At 71.1% G+C, this 25,875-nt stretch carries 23 protein-coding genes and 1 pseudogene; 12 read left to right on the top strand and 12 right to left on the bottom strand.

The window, feature by feature from the left end; translation table 11 throughout:
- Positions 1-83 precede the first annotated feature (83 nt).
- From ACZ4MF_RS33855 to ACZ4MF_RS33865, 3 genes are all read left to right on the top strand, one after another.
- Complete coding sequence (locus ACZ4MF_RS33855) at positions 84-422, top strand: YnfA family protein (protein ID WP_071375560.1); 339 nt, start codon at positions 84-86, stop codon at positions 420-422.
- A 62-nt stretch (positions 423-484) separates the two neighbouring features.
- Positions 485-1,252, top strand: a complete 768-nt coding sequence (locus tag ACZ4MF_RS33860; protein WP_467496127.1) for an SDR family NAD(P)-dependent oxidoreductase — start codon at positions 485-487, stop codon at positions 1,250-1,252.
- Positions 1,252-1,440 carry a hypothetical protein gene (locus tag ACZ4MF_RS33865; protein ID WP_467496129.1) on the top strand — a complete coding sequence of 63 codons (189 nt, stop codon included), beginning with the start codon at positions 1,252-1,254 and terminating at the stop codon, positions 1,438-1,440. The genes ACZ4MF_RS33860 and ACZ4MF_RS33865 overlap by 1 nt, the downstream gene beginning before the upstream one ends.
- 54 nt (positions 1,441-1,494) lie before the next feature.
- Here ACZ4MF_RS33865 and ACZ4MF_RS33870 read toward each other — a convergent pair whose 3' ends face one another.
- The gene (locus ACZ4MF_RS33870) at positions 1,495-2,688 is read right to left on the bottom strand and encodes an RtcB family protein (protein WP_467496131.1); all 1,194 of its coding nucleotides are present in this window, start codon (positions 2,686-2,688) and stop codon (positions 1,495-1,497) included.
- Between the two features lie 226 nt (positions 2,689-2,914).
- Here ACZ4MF_RS33870 and ACZ4MF_RS33875 point away from each other — a divergent pair, with 226 nt between their 5' ends.
- The 3 genes from ACZ4MF_RS33875 (at position 2,915) to ACZ4MF_RS33885 (ending at position 6,124) form a co-directional block, all read left to right on the top strand.
- A complete protein-coding gene (locus tag ACZ4MF_RS33875) occupies positions 2,915-3,739 on the top strand; it encodes a DUF3558 domain-containing protein (protein ID WP_467496133.1) in 825 nt (274 codons plus the stop codon).
- 122 nt (positions 3,740-3,861) lie between these two features.
- Positions 3,862-4,707: a DUF3558 family protein gene (locus ACZ4MF_RS33880; RefSeq protein WP_467496135.1), complete on the top strand. Its 846-nt coding sequence runs from the start codon at positions 3,862-3,864 to the stop codon at positions 4,705-4,707.
- 139 nt (positions 4,708-4,846) lie between these two features.
- Positions 4,847-6,124, top strand: coding sequence for a DUF2637 domain-containing protein (locus ACZ4MF_RS33885; protein ID WP_467496137.1), 1,278 nt, complete (start codon positions 4,847-4,849; stop codon positions 6,122-6,124).
- Positions 6,125-6,242: 118 nt separating this feature from the next.
- Here the strand turns inward: ACZ4MF_RS33885 and lysS are convergent, their stop codons facing one another.
- Entirely contained in the window at positions 6,243-7,985 is a 1,743-nt protein-coding gene (lysS, locus tag ACZ4MF_RS33890; RefSeq protein WP_467496139.1) for a lysine--tRNA ligase, read from the bottom strand.
- A 150-nt stretch (positions 7,986-8,135) separates the two neighbouring features.
- On the opposite strand from lysS, the gene argS reads away from it, so the two are divergent.
- Positions 8,136-9,899 (top strand): arginine--tRNA ligase, encoded by a 1,764-nt coding sequence (argS, locus tag ACZ4MF_RS33895; protein WP_467496141.1) that lies wholly within the window; start codon positions 8,136-8,138, stop codon positions 9,897-9,899.
- A gap of 53 nt (positions 9,900-9,952) precedes the next feature.
- On the opposite strand, the gene ACZ4MF_RS33900 is transcribed toward argS, so the two are convergent.
- Complete coding sequence (locus ACZ4MF_RS33900) at positions 9,953-10,915, bottom strand: helix-turn-helix transcriptional regulator (protein ID WP_467496143.1); 963 nt, start codon at positions 10,913-10,915, stop codon at positions 9,953-9,955.
- A gap of 72 nt (positions 10,916-10,987) precedes the next feature.
- Here ACZ4MF_RS33900 and ACZ4MF_RS33905 point away from each other — a divergent pair, with 72 nt between their 5' ends.
- Positions 10,988-11,374 (top strand): VOC family protein, encoded by a 387-nt coding sequence (locus tag ACZ4MF_RS33905; RefSeq protein WP_467496145.1) that lies wholly within the window; start codon positions 10,988-10,990, stop codon positions 11,372-11,374.
- Between the two features lie 52 nt (positions 11,375-11,426).
- On the opposite strand, the gene ACZ4MF_RS33910 is transcribed toward ACZ4MF_RS33905, so the two are convergent.
- Complete coding sequence (locus tag ACZ4MF_RS33910) at positions 11,427-12,620, bottom strand: hypothetical protein (protein WP_467496147.1); 1,194 nt, start codon at positions 12,618-12,620, stop codon at positions 11,427-11,429.
- A gap of 118 nt (positions 12,621-12,738) precedes the next feature.
- On the opposite strand from ACZ4MF_RS33910, the pseudogene ACZ4MF_RS33915 reads away from it, so the two are divergent.
- A pseudogene (locus ACZ4MF_RS33915) lies at positions 12,739-13,572 on the top strand (DUF4253 domain-containing protein).
- Positions 13,573-13,598: 26 nt separating this feature from the next.
- Here ACZ4MF_RS33915 and ACZ4MF_RS33920 read toward each other — a convergent pair.
- Positions 13,599-14,879 (bottom strand): helix-turn-helix domain-containing protein, encoded by a 1,281-nt coding sequence (locus tag ACZ4MF_RS33920; RefSeq protein ID WP_467496149.1) that lies wholly within the window; start codon positions 14,877-14,879, stop codon positions 13,599-13,601.
- A 191-nt stretch (positions 14,880-15,070) separates the two neighbouring features.
- Here ACZ4MF_RS33920 and ACZ4MF_RS33925 point away from each other — a divergent pair, with 191 nt between their 5' ends.
- On the top strand, positions 15,071-15,784 hold the full coding sequence (locus ACZ4MF_RS33925; protein WP_467496151.1) for a DUF4232 domain-containing protein: 714 nt from the start codon (positions 15,071-15,073) through the stop codon (positions 15,782-15,784).
- A 20-nt stretch (positions 15,785-15,804) separates the two neighbouring features.
- Here the strand turns inward: ACZ4MF_RS33925 and hemB are convergent, their stop codons facing one another.
- Positions 15,805-16,797, bottom strand: a complete 993-nt coding sequence (hemB, locus tag ACZ4MF_RS33930) for a porphobilinogen synthase (RefSeq protein ID WP_356035933.1) — start codon at positions 16,795-16,797, stop codon at positions 15,805-15,807.
- 208 nt (positions 16,798-17,005) lie between these two features.
- On the opposite strand from hemB, the gene ACZ4MF_RS33935 reads away from it, so the two are divergent.
- Entirely contained in the window at positions 17,006-17,998 is a 993-nt protein-coding gene (locus ACZ4MF_RS33935; protein WP_467496153.1) for a phospholipase D-like domain-containing protein, read from the top strand.
- A 45-nt stretch (positions 17,999-18,043) separates the two neighbouring features.
- Here ACZ4MF_RS33935 and ACZ4MF_RS33940 read toward each other — a convergent pair whose 3' ends face one another.
- The 6 genes from ACZ4MF_RS33940 to ACZ4MF_RS33965 form a co-directional block, all read right to left on the bottom strand.
- Entirely contained in the window at positions 18,044-18,724 is a 681-nt protein-coding gene (locus ACZ4MF_RS33940) for a hypothetical protein (RefSeq protein ID WP_467496155.1), read from the bottom strand.
- Positions 18,725-18,928: 204 nt separating this feature from the next.
- Positions 18,929-20,629, bottom strand: a complete 1,701-nt coding sequence (locus tag ACZ4MF_RS33945) for a bifunctional uroporphyrinogen-III C-methyltransferase/uroporphyrinogen-III synthase (RefSeq protein WP_356035924.1) — start codon at positions 20,627-20,629, stop codon at positions 18,929-18,931.
- A complete protein-coding gene (hemC, locus tag ACZ4MF_RS33950; RefSeq protein ID WP_356035921.1) occupies positions 20,626-21,585 on the bottom strand; it encodes a hydroxymethylbilane synthase in 960 nt (319 codons plus the stop codon). Before hemC ends, ACZ4MF_RS33945 begins: the two co-directional genes overlap by 4 nt.
- Positions 21,582-23,255 (bottom strand): glutamyl-tRNA reductase, encoded by a 1,674-nt coding sequence (locus tag ACZ4MF_RS33955; protein ID WP_467496157.1) that lies wholly within the window; start codon positions 23,253-23,255, stop codon positions 21,582-21,584. The genes hemC and ACZ4MF_RS33955 overlap by 4 nt, the downstream gene beginning before the upstream one ends.
- Complete coding sequence (locus tag ACZ4MF_RS33960; RefSeq protein WP_356035916.1) at positions 23,252-24,052, bottom strand: redox-sensing transcriptional repressor Rex; 801 nt, start codon at positions 24,050-24,052, stop codon at positions 23,252-23,254. The genes ACZ4MF_RS33955 and ACZ4MF_RS33960 overlap by 4 nt, the downstream gene beginning before the upstream one ends.
- A 280-nt stretch (positions 24,053-24,332) precedes the next feature.
- Positions 24,333-24,614: a glutaredoxin family protein gene (locus ACZ4MF_RS33965; protein ID WP_467496159.1), complete on the bottom strand. Its 282-nt coding sequence runs from the start codon at positions 24,612-24,614 to the stop codon at positions 24,333-24,335.
- 105 nt (positions 24,615-24,719) lie between these two features.
- Here ACZ4MF_RS33965 and ACZ4MF_RS33970 point away from each other — a divergent pair, with 105 nt between their 5' ends.
- Positions 24,720-25,658, top strand: a complete 939-nt coding sequence (locus tag ACZ4MF_RS33970; protein ID WP_356035911.1) for an HAD family hydrolase — start codon at positions 24,720-24,722, stop codon at positions 25,656-25,658.
- The last annotated feature ends 217 nt before the right edge of the window (positions 25,659-25,875 follow it).

The following is a 25,875-nucleotide window of genomic DNA, read 5'->3' on the forward strand; positions in this document are numbered from 1 at the left end:
TGGCTGTCGCAGGGATGTATGCCACCGCAGCCGCCGCCCAGGCGCCCTCCAACAGGTGACAAGCGGATGACAAGCTGGGCGGCATGCCGATCCTCCGCTCCGCCGCCCTGTTCGTCGTCGCCGCGCTCTTCGAGATCGGCGGCGCCTGGCTGATCTGGCAGGGCGTACGCGAACACCGCGGCTGGCTGTGGATGGCCGGCGGAGTCCTCTCCCTCGGCGCGTACGGCTTCGTCGCCACCTTCCAGCCCGACGCCCACTTCGGCCGCATCCTCGCCGCGTACGGCGGGATCTTCGTGGCCGGCTCGATCCTGTGGGGCATGGTCGCCGACGGCTACCGCCCCGACCGGTACGACCTCACGGGCGCCCTGATCTGCCTCGCCGGCATGGCCGTGATCATGTGGGCCCCACGAAACGGCGGCTGACCCTCACTTACGCTGGACGGAGCACCGCCACCGGACCCCCCGAACGAGCACAGGAGCAGCCCATGGCCCCGGCCCCCGCGTCCCGCATCGCCGTCGTCACCGGTGCGAGCAGCGGCATCGGAGCCGCCACCGCCCGGCAGCTGGCCGAGGCCGGGTACCGCGTCGTCCTCACCGCGCGCCGCAAGGACCGCATCGAGGCGCTCGCCGAGGAGCTGACGAAGGCGGGCCACTCCGCGACCGCGTACCCGCTGGACGTGACCGACCGAGCGGCCGTGGACGAGTTCGCGAGCGCCTTCACCTCGATCGCCGTCCTGGTCAACAACGCGGGCGGCGCCCTCGGCGCGGACCCGGTGGCCACCGGCGACCCGGAGCACTGGCGCACCATGTACGAGACGAACGTCATCGGCACCCTGCACGTCACCCAGGCCCTGCTCCCGAAGCTGGAGGCGAGCGGCGACGGCACGATCGTGGTGCTCTCCTCCACGGCCGGCCACGGCACCTACGAGGGCGGCGGGGGCTACGTCGCCGCCAAGCACGGCGAGCACGTCCTCGCCGAGACCCTCCGCCTGGAGATCGTCGGCCGCCCGGTCCGCGTCATCGAGGTCGCCCCCGGCATGGTCAGGACCGACGAGTTCGCCCTGACCCGCTTCGGCGGAGACACGGCGAAGGCCGCCAAGGTCTACGAAGGCGTGGCCGAACCCCTCACGGCCGACGACGTCGCCGACACGATCACCTGGGCGGTCACCCGCCCCAGCCACGTCAACGTCGACCTCCTGGTCGTGCGCCCCCGCGCCCAGGCCTCCAACACGAAGGTCCACCGGGAGCCGTGATGCCGGACAACACCGAATCGCCCGAGCCCGCCGACGCCCTCGACTCCTTCGAGAAGTCCCTGGAACAACGCCGCCTGGCCCAGGAGAAGAAGGACGAACGCCGGGTCTGGTGGTTCCTCGGCTACTTCCTCTTCGGCATCCACATCGTGGCCTTCGTGATGATCTACGCGGTGCGGCACGGGAAGTAACCCGACCGGTGACCAACTGGACGAGGCCCCCGCCACCGGGGGGGGCCTTTCGCGTCAGCCCTTCACGCAGACGAACTGCTTCAGCTTCGCCACGACTTCCACCAGGTCACTCTGCTGCTGCATGACCTGGTCGATGTTCTTGTAGGCACCCGGGATCTCGTCCACCACCCCGGAGTCCTTGCGGCACTCCACACCCCGGGTCTGCTCTTCCAGATCCTTGGTCGTGAAGTGACGCTTCGCCGCGTTACGGCTCATACGCCGACCCGCGCCGTGGGAGGCCGAGTTGAAGGCCTTCTCATTCCCGAGCCCCTTCACGATGTACGAGCTGGTGCCCATCGAGCCGGGAATGATCCCGAACTCACCGGAGCCGGCCCGGATCGCGCCCTTGCGGGTGACGAGCAGGTCCATGCCCTCGTACCGCTCCTCCGCCACGTAGTTGTGGTGGCAGGAGATCTCCGGCTCGAAGGTCGGCCTGGCCTTCTTGAACTCCTTGCGGATCACGTCCTTCAGGAGCGCCATCATCAGCGTGCGGTTGTACTTGGCGTACTCCTGCGCCCAGAACAGGTCGTTGCGGTAGTCCGCCATCTGCGGGGTGTCCGAGACGAAGACCGCGAGGTCCCGGTCGACCAGGCCCTGGTTGTGCGGGAGCTTCTGGGCCACGCCGATGTGGTGCTCGGCGAGTTCCTTGCCGATGTTCCGGGAACCGGAGTGCAGCGTGAGCCACACAACCCCCTCGGTATCGAACAAAAGCTCGATATAATGGTTGCCCGCACCGAGCGTTCCCATCTGCAGAGTCGCCCGCCCCCGGCGGAACTTCACAGCATCGGCGACCCGGTCGAACCGCCCCCAGAAGTCGTCCCACCCAGCAGTCGCCAGACCATGGAAGTCACCCGGCGCCACCGGATCCTCATGCATCCCCCGCCCCACCGGGATCGCCTGCTCGATCTTCGACCGCAGGCGCGACAGGTCGCCCGGCAGGTCGTTCGCGGTCAGCGAGGTCTTGACCGCCGACATCCCGCAGCCGATGTCCACCCCGACCGCCGCCGGGCACACCGCGCCCCCCATCGCGATGACCGAGCCGACCGTCGCGCCCTTGCCGTAGTGCACGTCCGGCATCACGGCCAGACCCTTGATCCACGGCAGGGTCGCCACGTTCTGGAGCTGACACAGGGCCACGTCCTCCACCGTCGCGGGATCCGTCCACATCCGGATCGGGACCTTCGCGCCCGGTATCTCCACGTACGACATACGTTCCTCATTCCCCCGTTGGCGATAACAAAAGACTTAGAAGCGACAAAAACGATAAAGCGCAAAAGCAGCGCGATGGTCGGCGAAATGGGACAGGGAACCGGCGGGCGCGGCAGTGCGTGCGATACACATTGTCTCCAGGGGGCGCCCCGCTGCGGCAAGCGATTAACCAGCGGGGACACTGGAGCATCAAGCGAGCGCACACCCATCCGAGAGGAGCCCGACCGTGCAGCGGAAGGCGTACGTACCCGGCGCAGCCGCCCTCCTCGCGGCCCTGTTGGCCGGCTGCACGAGCGGTTCCGGCGGCAGCGGCACGACGGACAACGCGAACCCCGGCGGCGCGGGCACGACGACGGTCGCGGCGCAGCCGGGCAAGTACCGCACGCTGCCCGAGCCGTGCGGCGCGGTCGGTCATGACAGCCTCGACACGCTGCTGCCGGGCATCAGGCAGATCACCGATCCCGACCAGCGGGACAAGGCCTACCAGGGCGACGCGGAGCTGACCTACGACACCGATCGCAAGGTCGGCTGCCACTGGAAGGTGGACTCCGAGGACGCCACCGACCGGCTGTCGGTGGATTTCGAGCGCGTGGTGTCGTACGACAACGCGGTCAGCGACGACGACCAGGCGAAGAAGCTGTTCGGGGACAAGGAGTCGGCCGCCGACCTGCCGACGCCGAGCACGTCCCCGTCGGCCGGCGCTTCCCCCTCCGGCTCCCCCTCGCCGTCCGGCTCTGCCTCCGGCACCCCCTCCGGCACCCCCTCGGGTTCCCCGTCCGGCTCGGCGTCCCCCTCCGGCACTCCGGCCGATCTCCAGCCGAGGGTGCTGACCGATCTCGGTGACGAGGCGTATGTGGACGACCAGCTCGCGTCGTCCGGTTCGACGGCTCAGCAGCGGACGGTGACTGTGGTGTTCCGCACGTCCAACGTCCTTGTCACGCTTGTGTACGAGGAGCAGCCGATGGCGACGGGGGCGGCCCCGGACAGCAAGGAAATGCAGGACAGGGCCCGTAATCTGGCCTCCAAGCTGGATGACACGCTGGGCGGCTGACGTCCCTGGGCGTCCGTTGTTCCCTCGCTCGCAAAGAACGTGAACGGAAACCGCACGGCTCCTTCACCGCGTACGGTGGCCCCGCAGGAACCCGCACGAACACCGAGCGTAGTGAAGGAACCATGCAGCGAGCAGCCCAGCGAGACGACCGTGCCCAGACAGTGAGGCGTGGCAAGCGCCTGAGCCGTGCGCTTGTCTGCGCGGCAGCCGTTCCCGCGGTGCTGATCACCGCCGCCTGTTCGTCGGGCTCGGGCGACGCGAAGAGCAAGGGCGGCGACAGCAGCGCCAAGCAGTCGGCGGGCGCGTCGGGTTCGTCGTCGGCGAGCGCGTCCCCGACGGTGCAGGCGGCCGCGTACAAGAACCTTCCGGACCCGTGCGGCGTGTTGTCGAAGGGCACGCTGTCGGATCTGGTGCCGAAGGGCACGTCGGGCAAGAAGGGCGGTTCGGACGACACGTCGTCGCGTTCCTCCTGCTCGTGGAGCAGCCTGGACAACAACGGTGTGAAGGGCTCGCAGTTCCGCTGGCTGAACGTGTCGCTGCTGCGCTTCGACTCGGACACGACGCGCGGCACCGGTGAGGCGCAGGCGCACACGTACTTCGCACAGCAGGTGAAGGACGCGGAGGCGGTGGACAGCGCGAAGAACACCAAGGAGGTGCCGCTGTCCGGCACGGGTTCGGAGGCGACGGCGGTGCGCTACGACCTGCAGAAGAAGGAAGGCCTCTTCAAGCAGCAGACGGTGGTGGCCAGGGTCGAGAACGTGGTGATCACGCTCGACTACAACGGCGCCGGTCTCGCGGGCGACCAGACCCCGAACGCGGACGACCTGACGCAGTCGGCGACGAAGGCGGTCAAGGAAGTGGTCGCGTCGGTCACGAAGGCCAACGGCGGCTCCTCGTCGTCCGGTTCGTCGTCCGCGTCGCCCTCTTCGAGCGCGTCCCCGTCGAAGTCGGCGGGCAAGAAGGGCTGATCGCCGGCCCGTTTCGCCCGTCCTCCCCGGCCTGTGGCCGCCGGCCGGGGAGCGGCGGATCTCCCGACCGGTGCCACGTTCTCCGTACGCGTGTGCCACCCTGTTGCGCGCAACAACAGGCAAGGGGAGGGGAGTACGAGTGGCCGCGCCACCGCAGCTGACTCGATTGCACCGCATACTCATCGGCGTGGTGGTGTCCGGCGCCCTGATCATCGCCGGCATCGGTTTCGCCGGCTCGTACGCGGCGGTCCGTGAGCTGGCCATCAAGAAGGGCTTCGGGAACTTCTCCTACGTGTTCCCGGTCGGCATCGACGCGGGTATCTGTGTCCTGCTGGCCCTGGACCTGCTGCTGACCTGGATACGCATCCCCTTCCCGCTGCTGCGGCAGACGGCGTGGCTGCTGACGGCGGCGACGATCGCGTTCAACGGCGCGGCCGCCTGGCCGGACCCGCTGGGCGTGGGCATGCACGCGGTGATCCCGATCCTGTTCGTGGTCGCCGTCGAGGCGGCCCGGCACGCGGTCGGCCGGATCGCGGACATCACGGCCGACAAGCACATGGAGGGCGTCCGCATCACGCGCTGGCTGCTCTCGCCGGTGCCGACGTTCCTCCTGTGGCGCCGTATGAAGCTGTGGGAGCTGCGCTCCTACGACCAGGTGATCAAGCTGGAGCAGGAGCGTCTCGTCTACCAGGCCCGCCTCCACTCCCGCTTCGGCCGCGCGTGGCGCAGGAAGGCTCCGGTGGAGTCGCTGATGCCGCTGCGGCTGGCGCGGTACGGCGTACCGCTGACGGAAACGGCTCCGGCGGGCCTCGCGGCGGCGGGTATCGAACCGGTGCTGCTGCCTCCGGTGCCGCAGCAGCCGCAGTTGCCGGCGGCCGGGCCGGTCGCGGCCGCCACCGACGCCGTCCCGGCCGTGGCCGCAGCCGTGCCCGTTCCGCAGCAGGCGGCGCCTGCGGGCAACCAGCGCCAGGAACCCCCCGTGGACGACCAGAGCCCCTGGTTCCAGGCCCAGCAGCAGGCCGAGTACCACGGCGGCTACGACCCCGCCTTCACGCCGCCTCCGGAGCCGCAGTACGTGCCGGAGGAGGAGTACGGCGAGTGGTACGAGGAGCAGCAGCCGCAGGACTTCCAGCAGCCCTCCCCGGAGGAGACCGGCAGCTTCCCCATCCCGGTGAGCCCCGGCCGCACCCGTGAGCTGGGCGACGGCGGCGGCACCCCGGAGCCGCAGCCGACGGAGGAGGACTTCTACCTGGTCTTCCGCAAGTCCATAGACGGCAGTTACCCGACCGGCGCGCAGTTCAAGGACGACGTGGAGGCGACGTTCGGCATCACGCTCGCGGCGAACGACGCCAACCGGATGGTCAATCGCTTCACCAACCGCCACACCGCGGAACTGGAAGAGGACCACATCGCTTAACCGGCATCGAAACCCGGCATCAAAACCGGCGTCGAAACCCGGCATCGAAAAGGGGCCCTCCGGGAAGAGGGCCCCTTTTCCTTACCTGCTTACTGATCCGGCCTTACGTACCGGGCCCTTACGCGCCGAGCAGGCGCCGCACCCGCTCCTGTCCCACCGCGAGCAGCAGCGTGGGCAGGCGCGGGCCGGTGTCGCGGCCGACGAGCAGGTGGTAGAGCAGGGCGAAGAAGGTCCGCTGGGCGGTCTTGATCTCCGGCGGCAGTTCCTTCGGCGTGGCGTCGGCGGAGAAGCCGGCCTGCACCTTCGGGACGCCGTAGACGAGGTGGGTCAGCCCGTCCAGGGACCAGTGCTCGGCGAGGCCGTCGAGCAGCAGGCGTACGGACTGCTGGGAGGCCTCGTCGAGGGACTTCAGCAGCTCGGTGTCGGGCTCGTCCCGGACGATGGTGCGCTGGTCGGCGGGGACGTGCGTGTTGATCCAGGACTCGGCCTTGTCGTAGCGCGGCCGGGCCTCGTCGAGGGTGGCCAGCGGCTGCTCCGGGTCCAGCTCGGAGAGGATGCGCAGGGCCTGGTCCTCGTGACCGGCGGTGATGTCGGCGACGGAGGCGAGCGTGCGGTACGGCAGCGGGCGCGTGGTCTTCGGCAGCTCACCGGCGGCGGTGCCGACGGCCCGGGTGTACGCGGCGACGTCGGCCGGCAGCGCGGAGCCGTCCGCCACCTTCCCGGCCAGCTTGTCCCACTCGTCGTAGAGGCGCTGGATCTCCTGGTCGAAGGCGATCTTGAAGGACTGGTTGGGCCTGCGGCGGGCGTAGAGCCAGCGCAGGATCTGCGGCTCCATGATCTTCAGCGCGTCGGCGGGCGTGGGCACGCCGCCCCGCGACGACGACATCTTCGCCATGCCGCTGATGCCGACGAACGCGTACATCGGGCCGATGGGCTGCTTGCCGCCGAAGATCCCGACGATCTGGCCGCCGACCTGGAACGACGACCCCGGGGACGAGTGGTCGACACCGCTCGGCTCGAAGATCACGCCCTCGAACGCCCAGCGCATCGGCCAGTCGACCTTCCAGACCAGCTTGCCGCGGTTGAACTCGCTCAGCCGGACGGTCTCGGTGAAGCCGCAGGCGGTGCAGGTGTAGGCCAGCTCGGTGGTCTCGTCGTCGTACGACGTGACGGTCGTCAGGTCCTTCTCGCAGCTGCCGCAGTACGGCTTGTACGGGAAGTACCCGGCGGAGCCGGACGAGCCGTCGTCCTCGCTCGCCGCGCCCGAGCCCTCCTCGGCCTCCAGCTCGGCCTCGTCCACGGCCTTCTGCTGAGGCTTCTTGCCGGTCTTCGGCTTGGTGCGGTACTGGGCGAGGACCGCGTCGATGTCGGCGCGGTGCTTCATGGCGTGCAGGATCTGCTCGCGGTAGACACCGGCGGTGTACTGCGCGGTCTGGCTGATGCCGTCGAACTCGACGCCCAGTTCGGCGAGCGAGGCGATCATCGCGGCCTTGAAGTGCTCGGCCCAGTTCGGGTACGACGAGCCCTTGGGCGCCGGGACCGAGGTCAGCGGCTTGCCGATGTGCTCGGCCCAGGAGTCGTCGACGCCCGCGATACCGGCCGGGACCTTGCGGTAGCGGTCGAAGTCGTCCCAGGAGATCAGGTGCCGGACCTGGTACCCGCGGCGGCGGATCTCGTCCGCGACCAGGTGCGGGGTCATCACCTCACGGAGATTGCCCAGGTGGATCGGGCCGGAGGGGGAGAGACCGGACGCGACGACCACGGGTTTGCCGGGGGCCTGGCGCTCCGACTCCTCGATGACGTCATCCGCGAAACGGGAGACCCAGTCGGCGGTCTCGGTGCTCTGAGCCACGATCGGCACGTCCTTCTTTCTGGAACGGGGAGGCACTCCATCTGATCGGGGTGACACCTCATTCTCACAGACCGGATCGCGCCCGCGAAAACCCCTTTACCCTCCGTGGGATACTGGCCGGGAGTATCCATCCCCACGAGGAGAACGGCACCCATTCCTATGGCCTCGGTCACGTCCCTCAGCGATTCCGTCCAGCAGCACCTCGCGTCCGCCCTCTCGGCCACCCTGCCGGAGGCCGCCGGAGCGGACCCGCTGCTGCGACGTAGCGACCGGGCCGACTTCCAGGCCAACGGGATCCTGGCCCTGGCCAAGAGGGCGAAGGCGAACCCGCGGGAGCTGGCGACGACGGTCGTCGCCCAGGTGGTGACCGGCGACGAGCTGATCAAGGACGTCGAGGTCTCGGGCCCCGGCTTCCTGAACCTCACGATCGCGGACCGCGCGATCACCGCGAACCTGGCCGCGCGGTACGCGGACGACACGGGCCGCCTCGGCGTGCCCCTCGCCGCACACCCGGGCACGACGGTGATCGACTACGCGCAGCCGAACGTGGCGAAGGAGATGCATGTCGGCCACCTGCGCTCCGCGGTGATCGGCGACGCCCTGCGCGCCATGCTGGACTTCACCGGCGAGAAGACGATCGGCCGGCATCACATCGGCGACTGGGGCACCCAGTTCGGCATGCTCATCCAGTACCTGTTCGAGAACCCCGGCGAGCTGGCCCCCGCGGCCGACGTCGACGGCGAGCAGGCCATGTCGAACCTGAACCGGGTGTACAAGGCCTCGCGCGCGGTCTTCGACGCGGACGAGGAGTTCAAGGATCGGGCGCGCAGGCGGGTCGTCGCCCTGCAGTCCGGCGACAAGGAGACGCTGGAGCTGTGGCAGCAGTTCGTGGACGAGTCGAAGGTCTACTTCTACTCGGTCTTCGAGAAGCTGGACATGGAGATCCGTGACGAGGAGATCGTCGGCGAGTCCGCGTACAACGACATGATGGCCGAGACGGCGCGGCTCCTTGAGGAGTCGGGCGTCGCGGTCCGCTCGGAGGGCGCGCTCGTCGTCTTCTTCGACGACATCCGCGGCAAGGACGACCAGCCGGTGCCGCTGATCGTGCAGAAGGCGGACGGCGGCTTCGGGTACGCGGCCTCCGACCTCTCGGCGATCCGCAACCGCGTCTTCGACCTGCGGGCGAGCACCCTCCTCTACGTGGTCGACGTGCGGCAGTCGCTGCACTTCCGCATGGTCTTCGAGGCGGCCCGCCGCCAGGGCTGGCTGAACGACGACGTCACCGCGCACAACATGGGCTACGGCACGGTGCTGGGCGCGGACGGCAAGCCGTTCAAGACGCGTGAGGGCGAGACCGTACGGCTGGAGGACCTGCTCGACGAGGCGGTGCAGCGGGCCGCCGAGGTGGTGCGGGAGAAGGCTCAGGACCTCACCGAGGACGAGATCCAGGAGCGGGCCGCCCAGGTCGGCATCGGCGCCGTGAAGTACGCGGACCTGTCGACGTCGCCGAGCCGGGACTACAAGTTCGACCTGGACCAGATGGTCTCGCTGAACGGCGACACCTCCGTCTACCTCCAGTACGCGTACGCCCGTATCCAGTCGATCCTGCGCAAGGCGGGAGAGGTACGCCCCGCCGCCCACGCGGAGCTGGAACTGCACGCGGCGGAGCGGGCGTTGGGCCTGCACCTGGACGCGTTCGGCGACACGGTCTTCGAGGCGGCGGCGGAGTACGCCCCGCACAAGCTGGCGGCGTACCTGTACCAGCTGGCGTCCCTCTACACCTCGTTCTACGACAAGTGCCCGGTCCTGAAGGCCGACACCCCGCAGCAGATCGAGAACCGCCTCTTCCTCTGCGACCTGACGGCCCGCACCCTGCACCGGGGAATGGCCCTGCTGGGCATCAGGACGCCGGAGAAGCTCTGACCCGTACGGGCACGCGTGATCGGACGCGGCTGTCCGGAAAGCCGTGCCAGCGGCTATCCGGAAGCCGTGTCCCCCGCCTGCGCGTTCCCTTCGGCCAGTTCCCGTGCCCGCCGCGCCAGCGCCTCCCGTACCGACTCCGGCGCGAGGACCCGCAGCGGCGTTCCCAGGGTCAGCAGATAGCGGGCGAGGCCGTCCGGGTCCGGGCCGCCGATCTCGACGGTCGTCGCGTCGGGGCCGTCGGGGTGGTGGGTGCCGATCGTGGCGGGGACGAGCCGTAGCGCCCCGCGCAGCGGGAGCGGGAGGCGGATGGTCGCCGTCAGCGGGTAGGGGCCGGTGGCGATGTTGCGGGAGACCAGGCGGGCCGGGTCGGGCGCGTCGGTGAGGTCGGCCGGCCGGCCGGTGGCCTGGAGGCGGTCGACCCGGTCGGCGCGGAAGGTGCGCCACTGGTCCCGGGCGACGTCCCGCGCGACGAAATACCAGAGCCGGCCGGTGTGGACCAGGCGGTAGGGATCGATCTCCCGGACGGTCGACCGGCCCTCCCCGTCCGTGTACGACAGCCGGGCGCGCTCGCCGCGCCGGCACGCCGCCGCAAGCTCCAGCAGCAGGCCGGGGCGGAGCGGGGGCGCGTCGGTGCCCGGCAGGCGTACGAAGGCGTCGTCCAGGTCGCCGAGGCGGTCCGCGACCCTGCGCGGCAGCACCTGGCGCAGCTTCAGCATGGCGGACAGGGCCGCCTGGTCGCCGCCCAGCGCGGCCTCGCCCAGCCCCACCGCCACGGCCAGCGCCTCCTCGTCGTCGAGGATCAGCGGGGGGACGTGGGACCCGGCGCGCAGGCGGTACCCGCCCCACGGACCGGCCTCGGAGTCCACCGTGTAGCCGAGTTCCCGGAGCCGCGCCACGTCCCGGCGGACCGTGCGGTCGGTGACCCCCATGCGCTCGGCCAGTTCGGCGCACGTCCAGGACGGGCGGGAGGAGAGGAGCGACAGCAGCCGCAGCAGGCGGGCGGACGCGGCGATCACGGTCGAAGTCTCGCACACGGTCGCGCATGACCAGGACCGGAACTGTCCTGGTCATGTCCTACCGTCTCCCCCATGAGCACAGACACCACTCACGCACCCGCGTTCCGCTACGCCGCCGTCACCTTCGACTGCGCCGACCCGGCCGAACTCGCCCGCTTCTACGGTGAGTTGCTCGGCTACCCGACCCTGTTCTCCACCGACGACTTCTTCTTCCTCGGCAAGGAGGGCGCGTCCGGCCTCGGCTTCACGCGCGTCGCCGGCTACCGCCCGCCGACCTGGCCGGACCCGGCGCAGGGGAAGCAGGCGCACATCGAGCTGGGCGTGGACGATCTGGACCTCGCCGAGAAGCACGTGCTCGAACTGGGCGCCACGAAGCCGGAGTTCCAGCCGCAGCCGGAGCGGTGGCGGGTGCTGCTGGACCCGGCGGGGCATCCGTTCTGCATCACGACCCTCGTGTGACGGCACCGTACGGCGGGGGCGCGCGGCGGAGCGTTCCACCCGGGCCCCGCCGTCAGTGGACGGCCCCTCCCACCGGCCGTCCCTGCATCTCGTTTCCGCCGCCCTGGCCGGGGACCGGCCCCCGGTCGCGGGGCCGACGGCCGCCCCGCCGTCCCCGTGGCGTGCGCTGCGGCCACAGCAGGACGTACGCCGCCGAGCCGATGCAGAAGGCCAGCCGGATGAGGCCCTGGGTGGAGTCCGAGGGGATCACCAGGACGCTGCCGTAGAGCGCGATCAGGGCGATCCAGCTGACCCAGGGGACCAGGCGGCGCTGGCCGATCGAGTCCCAGATGAGCGTGCCGAGCAGGACCGAGGCGTTGTAGTACGTGTACACGCTCGGGTCCAGCATGATGCGGGCGTCGGCGGCGAGGAAGACGACCGCCGGCCAGCGGCCTCGGCGTACGGCCAGTGCGCCGAGGGCCAGGCCCAGGGCCATCTGGGCGGGGCGGTCCCACGGCGGTGTCGCGGGGTCGTTCACGCCGAACCAGCGCAGGGCGGACGCCGGCTGGTTGGGGATGGTGAAGCGGGCCGCCGCGAAGGTGTTCAGGTGGCTCAGGTAGAAGGGCAGCCAGGCCACCGCCACCAGGCCGAAGGCCCAGGCCGCCGAGCGCAGGCGGACCTCGCGGGGCAGGGCCAGCAGAAGCGGCAGGAAGCCCACCGCCCACGGTTTCGAGTCGACCGCCAGGGCCAGGAAGACACCCACCGCCGTCGCGTTTCCGCGTACCAGCGCGCGGACCGCGAGCGTCGTGAAGAACAGGGCCATGACGTCGTCGAGATGGGCGAAGCGAACCGAGACCTCCACCCACATCGGGATGAAGGCGGCACCGGCTATCAGGACGCGTTGTTGCAGGCGTTTGTGGTTGAGGCCCGTGCCCCGGTTGTAGTCGGCGGCGGCCCGGCCGATCAGGACCAGCATGTACAGGCCCAGGCCGGACATGAACGCGTCGGCGAGTTTCTCGCCGACGGCGAGGGGGAAGGGTGCGAAGAGCCCGGCGACCAGGAAGCTGACGGGGCCGATCTGGAGTTCGGGGTGGTTGGCGTAGAGGGCCAGCCCGCCGCCGGCCTTCTGGTTGAAGAGCAGTTGCTGGCCCGTTCTGAGGTAGTGCCAGGACACGGGCGCGTGGCGTTCGGCCACCAAGAACCAGACGATCGTCCACAAAGTGAGCAGGACGATGTGCCACCGCACCGGGTTATGCCCGAACCGCACGTTCCGCTTCCGTCCTTCCCGTCACCGCACCACCTGCTAAGAGGGGCTGCCGGAGCAGGTGGTTCATCGGGCCGGTCCGCCAACAGGATTGTCAGTGGGGCACCCTACAGTCACCCTCATGGCGACTCTTCCCAACCCTCTGCCCCAGCTGGCCCTCGACCCCAGCGGCCGTTCGCTGGGACTGCGGCTTCCTCCGGGCCGGCTGGTCGACGCGACCGACGAAGGCTCCTGGCACGAACCCCTGCTGTGGCAGGCGGAGAAGCCGGCCGCGCCCGGCACCTGGAAGGCCCTGGGCGCGCCCGGCGCCCGGGTCGGCCTGCTGCCCGTGCTCGTGGACCTGGGCGGCTCCGAGGCGGGCGGCCCGCAGAACTGGGGGCTGCTGCCCGGCGAGACCTCGTATCCGGGCGACCACGACGCCGAGGACGTCCTCGCGGAGTACTGGGAGGACTGGGCCGAGGAGGAGGGCTGGGCCGAGGAGGGGACGGACGGGCAGATCGAGCCGTTCGGGTCCGACTGGCCGGGGCTCGCGCCCGCGCCGACCCCGACCGCCGACCCGGACGCGCGCGCGGCCCAGGTGGCGGACTCACTGACGGACAAGGCGCCCGAATGGTTCGAGTAGGCACATCTCGCCCTGGTCCCGGCCCGCCGCTCCGCCGACATACCGGCGGCGATCGGCTGGACCGGGCCGCAGTACCACGACGGTGACGTGGCCCGGCCGTGCGCGGTCCTGCGCTCCTGGGAAGACCGCTTCGGGATACGGGTGGTCGGGCTCGGCTTCGACGTCCTGGTCGTGTCCGTCGCGGCCCCGCCCGCCACGGTCGCCGACGCGGAGATCCTCGCCGCCGAGCACTTCGCCTTCTGCCCGGACCTCGCCGAGGGCGGCCCGGGCGGCCTGCGGGAGTACGCCAAGGGCCTGGTCGGCGGCCACACCTGGACCTTCTCCTGGGACTGACCCCGGCGCCCGGGGGGGCGGGCGGGTCAGTTCGCCCCCGCCGCCGGTTTCCAGGCGTCGCCGCCGAGCGGAAAGGCGTACGCGGGCCGCCCGTTGTCGCCGCTGGTGCGGAACGGCCGGCCCTCGTCCCCGATCAGCAGCGTGCCGTGCCAGCCCCCGCTCGACCATGCCAGCTCCAGGTACCAGCTGACGTCGTACGCCGACGCGTCGGCCGTGACGTAGAGGACCTCGGGGTCCGTCCGGCTCACCTTGAACGGGAAGTCCTGGTGCCCGGACTCCGGTACGACCTGGGGGCGCAGGGCGTCGAGAGCGACCGTGAAGGAGCGCGTCGGCACGCCTCCGCCGCAGCCCACGCCCGGATAGCCCATGGCGTAGTCGTTCCAGGCGAGCGGCGCCCGCCGGCCCGCCATGCGCACGGACAGCCCCTCCAGGACCACGGTGTTCCCGCCGGTGCCCTGCACGGTGAGCGTGACGAACTGCTCCCCCGCCGACACCGCCTTGTGCACGGCCACCCAGGCGGGCGCGTCCTGCTCCAGCGGCGGCGGGGAGACGTCGCTCGGCGCCCGGTCGATCAGATAGTGCTGGGAGCAGGGGCTCTCCCAGGAGTAGGGGTGGGTGGTGACCGCGAGGGGCGGGGCGGCGCTGTCCGTCCCGCCGGCGGCGCCGGAGGCGGAGTGCGAGGCGCTCGGACCGGCGGCGGAGGAGGCGCCGGACGGTGAGGCGGACGCCTCGCGGGAGGAGCCGGTGGTGTGCGGGACACCGGCCGTCGGCGTGTGCTGCCGTGCCGGGTCGGAGCCCGTGGCGGCCGCGGCCCCCGGCCCGGCGCCCCTGCCGTCCGCCTCCGCCCCGCCGGAGGGCAGGGTGAGGGCGAGCGCCGCCGTACCGAGCAGAGCCGTGACGGCGACGGCGGCGAGGAGGACGGTCCGGGTGCGGCGCCGGGGGCCATCGGCCGGCACCGGCCCGGGGACGTCCGACACCGGCGGCACCAGCTCATGGAGCTCCTGTACGGGCTCCGCCTCCGGCGCTGTCTCCTGGACCGGCGCCGGTTCCCTCCGCCCCCGCCCCGCATCCGCCAGCACCCACCTGCGGTGCAGCTCCACCAGCTCCTGCGGCGTCGCCTTGCACAGGCGAGCAAGGCGCTCGACGGGGGCGTAGTCGGCCGGTACGGCGTCCCCGTTGCAGTAGCGGTGGAGCGTCGACGTACTCATGTGGAGCCGCTTGGCGAGCGTTCCGTAACTGTGGCCGGAGCGGTTCTTCAACTCCCGCAGGAGGTCCGCGAAACCGCTCTCCGTACTGCCGTCCGCCACCCTCTCCCCCTCCCCCCTCGTCCCATCCCGGCGTTCCAGGCAGGGACTGTTTTCGCAGGTCAATGCCCATGTCGGCGTTCCAGCGTCCCGGATCGGCCGTGATCTGTGGCCTCCGGGACGGGACCGCGCACAGGCTGTGACTCATCCAAACACGTCAACAGCCCCAGCCCGAAAGAGGACTTGCCATGCGTATGCGCCACATCCGTCTGCTCGCCGCCGCCGGCACCGCGGTGACCGCCCTCGCGCTCAGCGCGTGCGGTGCGGACGGGACGGGGACGAAGGACGAGGGCGCCTCACGGTCGGTGCCGCCGACGGCTGCGACGGCGACGGCGGCCGACAAGGCCCCGGGAAAGACGTCCGCCGGCACGCCCGCGACCCGCGCCCACACGCCGACCGGCAAGGCGGGCGGCACGAGGACCGGCGGCAGCGGAACCACGTCCGCAACCACGTCCGGATCCTCCGGCACCTCCGGCTCCTCGCCCGTGCTGTGCAACGGCGCGAACACCCGCGTCACCGCCCGGCCGATGAGCCGCCCCCTGAACCACATGCTGCTCACGGTGACGAACACGGGCCGCAGGACCTGCGAGCTGACGTACTACCCGATCGTGCGCTTCGACGAGATGCAGTGGGCGCCGCAGGCGGACAAGGACACCCAGCCGCAGGCGGTGACGACGCTGAAGCCGGGCGAGTCGGGGTACGCGAGCGTGCGGCTGTCGGCCGCCGACGGCAGCGGCGAGGGCGGGACGACCGCCCGCAAGCTGACGCTGATGTTCCAGGGCATGACCCCGAACAGCGACGGCGGCGCCACCGCGACCCCGGCTCTGCCGGCGAAGGGCGTCTACTACGACAGCTCGCTGACGGTGACGTACTGGCAGCAGAGCCTGGACGACATCGCCGGCTGGTAAGCCCGGCGAGGGGGGTGAGGTCAGCGCAGCTTCCGCGCGGCCTCGGTCGCCCAGTAGGTGAGGATGTTCCGGGCGCCGGCCCGCTTGATGCCCGTCAGGGTCTCGACGATGGCCCGGTCCCGGTCCACCCAGCCCTTCTCGGCGGCGGCCTCGATCATCGCGTACTCGCCGGAGATCTGGTACGCGGCGACCGGCACGTCCACGGCGTCCGCGACCCGGGCCAGGATGTCGAGGTACGGCCCGGCCGGCTTGACCATGACCATGTCGGCGCCCTCGGCCAGGTCCAGCTCCAACTCCCGCAGCGACTCACGCCAGTTGGCGGGATCCTGCTGGTACGTCTTCCGGTCCCCGGTCAGCGAGGAGGCGACGGCCTCGCGGAAGGGGCCGTAGAAGGCGGACGAGTACTTGGCGGTGTAGGCGAGGACGGCGACGTCCTCCCGCCCGATCTGGTCGAGCGCGTCACGGATGACGCCGATCTGGCCGTCCATCATCCCGCTGGGGCCCACGACATGGGCTCCGGCGTCGGCCTGCACCTGGGCCATCTCGGCGTACCGCTCCAGGGTGGCGTCGTTGTCGACGCGGCCCTCGGCGTCCAGCACCCCGCAGTGCCCGTGGTCGGTGGTCTCGTCCAGGCACAGGTCGGACATGACGAGCAGATCGTCGCCGACCTCGGCCCGCACGTCCCGGATGGCGACCTGGAGGATCCCGTCGGGGTCGGTCCCCGCCGTCCCGAGGGCGTCCTTCTTCGACTCCTCCGGCACGCCGAACAGCATGATCCCGGAGATCCCGGCCTCCACGGCCTCCAGCGCGGCCTTCTTCAGGCTGTCGCGGGTGTGCTGCACGACCCCGGGCATGGTCGCGATCGGCACCGGCTCGCTGACGCCCTCGCGGACGAACGCCGGGAGGATGAAGTCGGCGGGGTGCAGGCGGGTCTCGGCGACCATCCGGCGCATGACGGGCGAGGTCCGCAGCCGCCGGGGACGCGTACCGGGAAAAGATCCGTACTTCGTCATGCCTTCTACGCTACGCCCGCCCGGATACCGCCTTTGCCAACACCGTGTCGGCCGCCAAGAGGCCCCCAACCGGGGCATAGCGGCGCCCTGATACCAAGTTTTTGCGCTCCCCTGAACGTCCCTGGAACCGCACGCCTCCCCAGCGTTCTACGCGCGTGGTGTCATGCACGCGCCACCCCCTCCCGTGAGCTCACCCCAGGAGTCACGCATGCTGTGGAAGGTCCTCGGCCGGGCGGGCGTCGCCCTGGCCGCCGGCGCCGCCGTCGTCGCCACCGCCATCCCCGCGAACGCCGCGAGCTACTCCGCGTTCGCCTTCTCCCAGAGCGGCAGCCAGCCCGCCGTCTACGACTTCATCAACTCGGCCACCACCACGCTCGACATGACGCTGTACGAGCTGGAGGACACGACCGCCGTCAACGACCTCATAGCCCTGAAGAACAAGGGCGTGACGGTCCGCGTCATCCTCGACCGCCAGCACCAGAGCGCCAACGGCTCGGCGTACACGTCCCTGAAGAACGCGGGCATAGGGGTCGTCTGGTCCTCCTCCGCCTACGTCTACACCCACCAGAAGACGATCACGGTCGACGGCGTGAAGTCCCTGATCATGACGGGGAACCTGACGTCCCAGTACTACACGACCAGCCGGGACTACGGCGTCTTCACCGACGACACGAGGGACGTGGCGGCGATAGAGAAGGTCTTCAACGCCGACTACACGGCCACGTCGATCACCCCCACCGACGGCGACCACCTGCTGTGGTCCCCCACGGACTCCCGAAGCCGCCTGGTGTCCTTCGTCAACTCCGCGACCAGGACCCTCGACGTGGAGGAGCTGGAGTTCAGCGACAGCACGGTGGTCAACGCGATCGTCGCCCGCGCCAAGGCCGGCGTGAAGGTCCGGGTCGTCCTGGAGACCCCCTCCAGCTACTCCGGCGAGGTCTCCGAGATCAAGGCGGCGGGCGGCACGGTGGTCGGCTACTCCGACCCCAACGGCTTCTACATCCACGCCAAGGCGATGGTCGCCGACTACGGCCTGTCCACCCAGGCGGTCGAGGCCGGCTCCATGAACATCAGCAGCAACTCCCTCGGCAACAACCGGGAGCTGGGCATCATCCTCACCGGCACGGGCGTGGCCCAGCCGGTGGCCCAGACGATCGAGACGACGTTCGCGAGCGACTACGCGGGCGGTACGGCGGCCTGACCGGATCGGGGGCGGGTGGGTGCCGGGTCGGCTCCCACCCGCCCCTCAGCGTCCGCCGAACCTCGCGAGCACGCGATCGGCGATCTCCCTGCGGTCGTTGGCGCGGAGCAGCCCGGAACGGAACTGCTCCAGGCGGCGGACCACGCTGAGCGGAACCTGCTCCGCCTCCAGGTCGTCCACGCATCTGCCGACCGCCTGGAGCGCCCAGTACTGGTTGAAGGGCAGCGGCTCGCCGGTGGCCGCGTCCACCAGCGCGCCGAGCACCTCCGGCTCCGGCAGCGCGTACAGGCGCGCGTAGGCCGCCAGGCGCAGTCCGGCGTCCTGGGAGCCGAGCAGCGTACCGGCGTCGAAGTCACGCACCCGCTGGGTCACGCGCACCAGGCGGGCGAAGATCTGGTCCATCCGGTGGTTGCGCGCCGGACCGCTGCGCTGCTGCAGGCGTACGTTCACGTATTCGGCGGCCAGTTCCCGGACCGCGTCCCAGGCGGCGGTGTCGTCCACGGTCCCGCCCTCAGGGCCGTCACCGACGAGCGCCGCGTTCGCCGTCCGCTGGACGGCGTCGATCCTGCGCTCGATGTCCCGGAACTCGATCCTGCCGATGCCCGGCACCTCGATACTGCGGAACAGGTCTCCGAGCCACGGCACGACCGCCACCGCGAGCAGCATCACCGTGACGCCGTCGATCCTGAGGCCGGGCGCCAGGACATGGAGTACAGCCGCTCCCACCCCGATGCACGTCAACACCACCGCGACGGCACGACGCCGTATCCAGGCCGTCCGCTCACGCCCCCGACCCCGATCCCCCTCAGTCATACCGGCCAGCATGGCAGACACGCGCATCGGTGACGGAGAGTTCGGGACGGGCGCCGCGAAGGGCCGGGGAAAGGATCCGGCGGAGTGCCCCGGCAAGGAGCACTCCGCCGTACTTCGTCAGGTCGTGGACCGCCGCCGCCGTGCCCCCGGCCGGCGCTCGCTCGGCCGGGTCACCGGGTCGCCGGCCTCCACCGCGGCCGCGCGCCGCTTCATGCCGAACTCGGCGAGGGCCTCGGCCAGCTTGTGCACCGACGGCTCCGGAGCCATGACGTCGACCCGCAGGCCGTGCTCCTCGGCGGTCTTCGCGGTCGCCGGGCCGATGCAGGCGATCACCGTCACGTTGTGCGGCTTGCCCGCGATGCCCACCAGGTTGCGGACGGTCGAGGAGGACGTGAAGAGCACGGCGTCGAAGCCGCCGCCCTTGATCGCCTCCCGCGTCTCCGCCGGCGGCGGCGAGGCGCGCACGGTCCGGTAGGCCGTGACGTCGTCGACCTCCCAGCCCAGCTCGATCAGCCCGGCGACCAAGGTCTCCGTGGCGATGTCCGCGCGAGGCAGGAAGACGCGGTCGATCGGGTCGAAGACCGGGTCGTACGGCGGCCAGTCCTCCAGCAGACCCGCGGCCGACTGCTCCCCGCTCGGCACCAGGTCCGGCTTCACGCCGAAGGCGACCAGTGCCTTCGCCGTCTGCTCGCCCACGGCCGCGACCTTGATGCCCGCGAAGGCACGCGCGTCGAGGCCGTACTCCTCGAACTTCTCCCGGACGGCCTTCACCGCGTTGACCGACGTGAACGCGATCCACTCGTAGCGGCCCGTCACCAGGCCCTTGACCGCCCGCTCCATCTGCTGCGGGGTGCGCGGCGGCTCCACCGCGATCGTCGGAACCTCGTGCGGCACGGCGCCGTAGGACCGCAGCTGGTCGGAGAGCGAGGCCGCCTGCTCCTTCGTCCGCGGTACGAGCACCTTCCAGCCGAACAGCGGCTTGGACTCGAACCAGGACAGCTGGTCGCGCTGGGCGGCGGCGGAACGCTCGCCGACCACGGCTATCACCGGCCGGCCGCCGTCCGGCGACGGCAGGACCTTCGCCTGCTTCAGGGTCTGCGCGATCGTGCCCAGGGTGGCGGACCACGTGCGCTGGCGCGTCGTCGTACCGGCGACCGTCACCGTCAGCGGGGTGTCCGGCTTGCGGCCCGCGGACACCAGCTCGCCCGCGGCTGCCGCCACCGAGTCCAGCGTCGTGGACACGACCACCGTGCCGTCGGAGGCGCCGACCTCCGTCCAGCAGCGGTCGGAGGCCGTACGGGCGTCCACGAACCGGACGTCCGCGCCCTGCGCGTCCCGCAGCGGCACACCGGCGTACGCCGGCACACCGACCGCGGCCGCCACGCCCGGGACGACCTCGAAGGGCACCCCGGCGGAGGCGCAGGCGAGCATTTCCTCGGCCGCGTACGTATCAAGTCCCGGGTCCCCGGACACCGCACGGACGACCCGCCTGCCGGACCGCGCGGCCTCCATGACAAGATGAGCCGCATCCCGGGCAGGAGACGGGGCAGCGGCGGTTGTTGACGTGCCGTCAACGACCGTGAGCTGCGGCGTGCCCGTGCCCGGTGGCGACATGGAGGCGTCCGTCGGTACGACGGAGACGCCCTGCCGCGCGTGCGTCCGGATCACGTCCAGCACCTCGTGCTCGGCGATCAGGACATCCGCGTGCGACAGCGCCTCCACGGCGCGCAGCGTCAACAGTCCCGGATCCCCGGGTCCGGCACCGAGGAAGGTGACGTGCCCGTGATCGAGGCCGGCGGGAAGGGTGGTGGGGCTCACTGTGCTCGCTCCCCCATCAGACCGGCCGCGCCCTGGGCGAGCATCCCGGCCGCGAGGTCGCGGCCGAGGGCGATCGCCTGGGTCTCCGTCTGGGGCACGGGACCGGTGGTGGACAGCTGCACCATGCGGGTGCCGTCGGTCGTGCCGACGACGCCGCGCAGGCGCATTTCCTTGACAATCTGCCCGTCGGCCAGAAGGTCGGCCAGCGCGCCCACAGGGGCGGAGCAGCCGGCCTCCAGGGCGGCGAGCAGTGACCGCTCGGCGGCGGTGGCGGCCCGCGTGAGCGGGTCGTCGAGCTCACCGAGCGAGGCGATCAGCGACGCGTTGTCCGCGGCGCACTCGATCGCCAGTGCCCCCTGGCCGGGGGCGGGCAAAACCGTGTCGACCGACAGGAAGTCGGTCACCTCGTCGCTGCGGCCGATCCGGTTCAGTCCGGCGGCGGCCAGCACGACCGCGTCCAGCTCGCCGTCCCGGACGTACCGGATGCGCGTGTCGACGTTGCCGCGTATCGGGACCGTCTCGATGTCCAGGCCGTGCGCGCGGGCGTACCCGTTCAGCTGGGCCATGCGCCGCGGCGAACCGGTGCCGATGCGCGCGCCCCGCGGCAGGTCGGTGAACTTGAGCGCGTCCCGGGCGACGATCACGTCCCGCGGGTCCTCGCGCTCCGGTATGGCCGCCAGGACCAGCCCCTCCGGCTGCGCGGTCGGGAGGTCCTTGAGCGAGTGAACCGCGAAGTCGACCTCGCCGCGCACCAGCGCGTCGCGCAGCGCCGTGACGAACACGCCGGTGCCGCCGATCTGCGCGAGGTGCTCGCGGGAGGTGTCGCCGTAGGTGGTGATCTCGACCAGCTCCACGGGCCGCCCGGTCACCTGGCGGACGGCCTGCGCCACCTGCCCGGACTGGGCCATGGCGAGCTTGCTGCGCCTGGTCCCCAGCCTCAGTGCCTTCTCAGTCATGCCGGTCGGTCCTTCGTGTCTGTGCTGTCCACGGCCCGGGAGACGGAGGCGACCGTCTCGGGGTCGAGGTCGAACAGGGTGCGCAGCGCGTCCGCGTACCCGGTGCCGCCGGGCTCGGCCGCGAGCTGCTTGACCCGTACGGTCGGCGCGTGCAGCAGCTTGTCGACGACCCGGTGCACGGCCTGGCGGATCTCGCCGCGCTGGCGGTCGTCCAGGTCGGGCAGACGGCCGTCGAGCCGCGCGATCTCACCGGCGACGACGTCGGCGGCCATGGTGCGCAGCGCGACCACGGTCGGCGTGATGTGCGCCGCCCGCTGTGCCGCGCCGAAGGCCGCGACCTCGTCGGAGACGATACGCCGGACCAGGTCCACGTCGGCCGCCATCGGGGCGTCCGCCGAGGACTCCGCGAGCGACTCGATGTCGACCAGCCGCACCCCGGCCAGCCGGTGCACGGCCGCGTCGATGTCGCGGGGCATGGCCAGGTCGAGGAGGAAGAAGAAGGGCGCCGGACGCTCGGCCGGCGGCTCGGGCCTGCGCCGCTCGGGGATCCGGCCGACCGTGGCGACGGTCGCGGCGAGCGCGGTGATCAGCTCGGCGTCGGCCTCGGGGCTGCGGCGGCCGGGACGCTCGATGGTCCCTCCCGCGACCCAGGCCGCGTGCTGCTCCAGGGTGGCCGCGTCCATGCCGGCCACGGCGGCCTCGCCCATGACGGAGAAGCCGGTCGGTACGGCGGCCAGGTCCAGCGGGCAGTTCTCGTCACCGGCGCCGGCGGTCGGCAGCGGGATCTCGGGCTCCACGTCCGGGGAGGAGGCGACGGCGGGCTGCCCGGTGCGGCCCTCGACCGCCTGCGCGACCGCTTCCGCCGTGAGCACCAGACCCGTCGCCCCGGTACAGGAGACGACGACGTCGGCACGTGTCAGCTCGCCCGGCACGGCGCTCATCTCGACCGCGCGCGCGGTGACCGCGTTGTCGTCGGCCTCGGTCAGTATCTGCGCGAGGCGCTCGGCGCGCTCGAAGGTGCGGTTGGCGACGACGACCTCGGCGACCCCGGCCCGCGCGAGCGTGGCGGCGGCCAGCGAGGACATCGACCCGGCGCCGATGACCAGGGCCCGCTTGCCGCGCGCCCAGGCCGGGACGTCCGCGGCGGCGGCCAGCTGCTCCAGGCCGAAGGTGACCAGGGACTGGCCCGCGCGGTCGATGCCGGTCTCGGAGTGGGCGCGCTTGCCGACCCGCAGGGCCTGCTGGAACAGGTCGTTCAGGAGGCGGCCGGCGGTGTGCAGGTCCTGCGCCCTGGCCAGGGAGTCCTTGATCTGGCCGAGGATCTGCCCCTCGCCGACGACCATCGAGTCCAGGCCGCAGGCCACCGAGAACAGGTGGTGGACGGCCCGGTCCTCGTAGTGCACGTAGAGGTAGGGGGTCAGCTCGTCCAGGCCGACACCGCTGTGCTGGGCGAGCAGCGTGGACAGCTCGGCGACACCCGCGTGGAACTTGTCCACGTCGGCGTACAGCTCGATGCGGTTGCAGGTGGCGAGCACCGCGGCCTCACCGGCCGGTTCGGCGGCGACCGTGTCCTGGAGCAGCTTGATCTGGGCGTCCATGCTCAGCGCGGCCCGCTCCAGCACGCTCACCGGCGCGCTGCGGTGGCTCAGTCCGACGACGAGGAGACTCATGCCGGCATCACGGCGGGTACGTCCCCGTCGGGTCCCTGGTCGGCGGATGCGGCAGGCGCGGCGGTCGATGCCGCTTCGCGGGGGGTGGCGGCGGGCTGCGCGCCGTCGCCCACCGCGGTCTCCAGGGCGGGCTCCTCGCCGGCCTTGCGCTGCTCGTGGAAGGCGAGGATCTGGAGTTCGATCGAGAGGTCGACCTTGCGTACGTCGACGCCGTCCGGGACGGACAGCACGGTCGGCGCGAAGTTCAGGATGGAGGTGACCCCGGCGGCCACGAGCCGGTCGCAGACCTGCTGGGCGGCGCCGGCCGGGGTGGCGATGACGCCGATCGAGACCCCGTTGTCCTCGATGATCTTCTCGAGGTCGTCCGTGTGCTGCACCGGGATGCCCGCGACGGGCTTTCCGGCCATCGCCGGATCCGCGTCGATCAGCGCGGCCACCCGGAAACCACGGGAGGCGAACCCGCCGTAATTGGCCAGCGCGGCGCCGAGGTTGCCGATACCGACGATGACAACCGGCCAGTCCTGGGTCAGACCCAGTTCACGGGAGATCTGGTAGACGAGATACTCCACGTCGTAGCCGACACCGCGCGTTCCGTAGGAGCCCAGGTACGAGAAGTCCTTGCGCAGCTTGGCGGAGTTGACCCCCGCGGCGGCCGCCAGCTCCTCGGAGGAGACCGTGGGTACCGAGCGCTCCGACAGCGCGGTCAGCGCGCGGAGGTACAGCGGAAGCCTGGCGACGGTGGCCTCGGGAATCCCTCGGCTACGGGTCGCCGGTCGGTGTGTTCGGCCAGTTGCCACGGTGCTCCTGCGGGTAGAGCGGGGCTGTAGGCGGTCATACGTCCCCAGACCGCCCCGTCGAATGCAGGCTATGTCTTTGTGAACGCGTGCACAAAGATGGTGTCCGATTTGCCCGGCAGAAGTGACCGGGGTCACGCAACCGGAGCGCCCTCGACGGGAACCGGCGCACACCCGCGCACGTTCCTTCGGTATTGGGGGCAAAATCGCACACTCTCCTCACAAATCCCGCCCCCGAGACCAAACCGCCGTCGATCCTAAGCGACTTTCGGGCCGGTTTGGACTAGTCGGTCAGTGCCCGGCGCAGTCGCTCCTCGTTCACGCGCCAGAAGGTGTGCTGTTCACCATCGACGAGTACGACGGGAATCTGCTCCCAGTACTGGTCGTGCAGCGCCTTGTCGTGGGTGATGTCCTTCAGCTCGAACGGCACCCCCAGATCGCCGGCCACCTTCTCGACCACCTGCTGCGCGTCGTCGCACAGATGACAGCCCGGCTTGCGGACGAGAGTGATCAGCCGCTCGTGCGGGGCGGCCTTGCGTCGGAAGAGAGGAGTCATGCCGGCCATTCTCCCGCCCTTCCCCGCCCCCCTTAACGGCCCGGTAGCGGAGAGTTCACCCCCTTCCAACCTCTCGACTCCGGAAGCACCGAACAAACTGGCTATGCTCACGACATGGCCGCTCTCGGATGGCTCACTCCCCGTAGGCGCTCCGCCACGGCGCGGAGCGTGTTGGCAGGCGAGGCCTCGGCAGAGGCCGCCCGCAAGTCCTCGCAGGAGGCGCAGACAGCCCAGGAGGCTCCACCGGGCGCACCGGAGGAACCGGAGTTCCCCGTCATCGGCGACACCAGGGCAGCCGCGTTCTTCGACCTCGACAACACCGTGATGCAGGGCGCCGCGCTGTTCCACTTCGGCCGCGGCCTGTACAAGCGGAAGTTCTTCGAGACCCGCGACCTCGCCCGGTTCGCCTGGCAGCAGGCCTGGTTCCGGCTGGCCGGCGTCGAGGACCCCGAGCACATGCAAGACGCCCGCGACTCGGCGCTGTCGATCGTCAAGGGCCACCGGGTCGCCGAGCTGGAGTCGATCGGCGAGGAGATCTACGACGAGTACATGGCCGACCGCATCTGGCCCGGCACCCGCGCGCTCGCCCAGGCCCACCTGGACGCGGGCCAGAAGGTGTGGCTGGTCACGGCGGCCCCGGTGGAGATCGCCCAGGTGATCGCCCGCCGCCTCGGCCTCACCGGCGCGCTCGGCACCGTCGCGGAGTCGGTCGACGGCGTCTACACCGGCAAGCTGGTCGGCGAGCCGCTGCACGGCCCGGCGAAGGCGGAGGCGGTCCGCGCGCTGGCCGCCGCGGAGGGCCTGGACCTGGCCCGCTGCGCCGCGTACAGCGACAGCCACAACGACATCCCGATGCTCTCCCTGGTCGGTCACCCCTACGCCATCAACCCGGACGCCAAGCTCCGCAGGCACGCCCGGGAGAAGGACTGGCGCCTGCGCGACTACCGCACCGGGCGCAAGGCGGCGAAGGTGGGCATCCCCGCGGCGGCCGGCGTCGGCGCCGTCGCCGGCGGCACGGCGGCCGCCATCGCGATCAGCCGACGGCGCCGATAGGCACCGCCCCCGCACTCCGAACCCCAGCACGACACCCACTGGCCGCGCGCGCCCGAATTATGCCGCGGCCATTTCAACACGCCCTGTACCTCACCGAAACAGGCCTGTTTTCGATCAACAACCGATCAAGCTACGGCACTTGATAGGACGTCAATCGGTAACAGAAGCGACGCAATCGATGATTTGAGCAACTCGGTGTAGCAGTGCCTGCACGAAG

This window comes from Streptomyces sp. NPDC025793 (assembly GCF_055558375.1).